2 protein-coding genes are annotated in these 1336 nt (G+C 74.6%); one reads left to right on the top strand and one right to left on the bottom strand.

Annotation, left to right across the window (positions count from 1 at the left end; translation table 11 throughout):
- On the bottom strand, positions 1-459 hold a 459-nt coding region (locus D588_RS0119505; protein ID WP_017917186.1), incomplete at its 3' end, for a phosphotransferase.
- A 432-nt stretch (positions 460-891) separates the two neighbouring features.
- On the opposite strand from D588_RS0119505, the gene D588_RS0119500 reads away from it, so the two are divergent.
- Positions 892-1336, top strand: a 445-nt coding sequence (locus D588_RS0119500) for a glycosyltransferase (RefSeq protein ID WP_017917185.1), incomplete at its 3' end; no start/stop codon positions are given.

Raw genomic sequence — 1336 nt, 5'->3', positions numbered from 1 at the left:
CAGCGCGGCCAGCGCGCGGCCGGCGGCAGCGGCATGCGCGGTGTCGGCGAAGGGCGTCCACGACATCGCCTCGCGGTAGCGGTCCTCGCCCTCGCCGGCACGCATCACCTCGTAGGTCCAGTGGCCACGCCGCACCGCGCTGGCGCCATCGCGGTCGCGCAGCACCTCCGGCACCGGCACGCCCTGCGCGCGCAGCTGCGCGATGAAGGCATGCTCCTCGCCCAGCGCGTGCAGGTCGCGCACGCGGCGATGGTGGCGCTTGACGAACAGCGTGCCGGCGGCGGTCTCGACCTCAGCCGCTGCCGAGAACGGGCGCGGGCTGTGCCAACGCAAGGCGTGCAGGCGGCCGGGCAGGGCGTACTGCCGCAGCAGGGCTTCCACCTCGCCGTCGGACAGCGGCGGCCAGTCGGCGGCCACGGTCTGCGTGCCCATGCCGTGCATCTGGTGGCGGGCGCTCATGCGCGTGCCTCGCGGTGCCGGCACGACCCGGCGCGCCGTGCCAGCGGCCGCAGGCTGGGCATGCCATGCGCCACAGCGCGGCCCTTGCGGGTGGTTGGTCTAGACCAGAAGCGAGGAGGCCTGGGACAGGGCCCGGTCGCGCGATCGGGAGCGGAGAAGCGGGCGCCGCCGGCATCTCGGCATGGGCGCGGGCTCAGGCGGCGCGCGCGGTCTGCGGGGTGGGGCGGCAGCCTGGGACAGGAAACAACGCTGACCGGCATCTGCACTGGGCGAAGGAGAGGACACGGATCGCTCCGTCTCCCATGCGCGCGGGGCCGCAAGCGGCCGCGCAGCGCACGGGGCGCAGAGTATGCGCGGCAATCGCCGCCGCCGCCATGCCCGCGGTGCGCGTGGCGGGCGGCGCACGCGGGGGACATACGGGATAATCGGCCGATGAGCGAACAGCAGATAGCCGTGGTGGTGGTGACCTACGAGAGCGGCAGCACCATCGATGCCTGTCTGCAGCGGTTGCGCGCGGCGGCTGAGGTGGCGCAGATCCGCGTGGTCGACAACGCCTCGCGCGACGACACCCTCGCCGTGGTGCAGCGGCACGCGCTGGACGATGCGCGGGTGCGCTTCATCGCCAATCCCGACAACCCCGGCTTCGCCACCGCCTGCAACCAGGGCGCCGCGGCCAGCGACACGCCGTGGCTGGCCTTCGTCAATCCCGACCTGATGGTCGAGCCCGACACCCTGGCCCAGTTGCGCGCGCAGGCCGCCGCGCTCGGCGAGGCGCTGCTGGGCGTGGAGCAGGTCGACGAGCACGGCCGCGCCGACGCCGCGGTACGCCGCCGCGATCCGGACTTCGCGGCGATGCTGCGGCATCCGCTGGCCGGCT

The organism is Xanthomonas sp. SHU 308 (assembly GCF_000364645.1).
Lineage (GTDB): Bacteria > Pseudomonadota > Gammaproteobacteria > Xanthomonadales > Xanthomonadaceae > Xanthomonas_A > Xanthomonas_A sontii.
The sequence above is the reverse complement of the archived record's forward strand: the minus strand, read 5'-3'. Positions and strand labels throughout refer to the sequence as shown.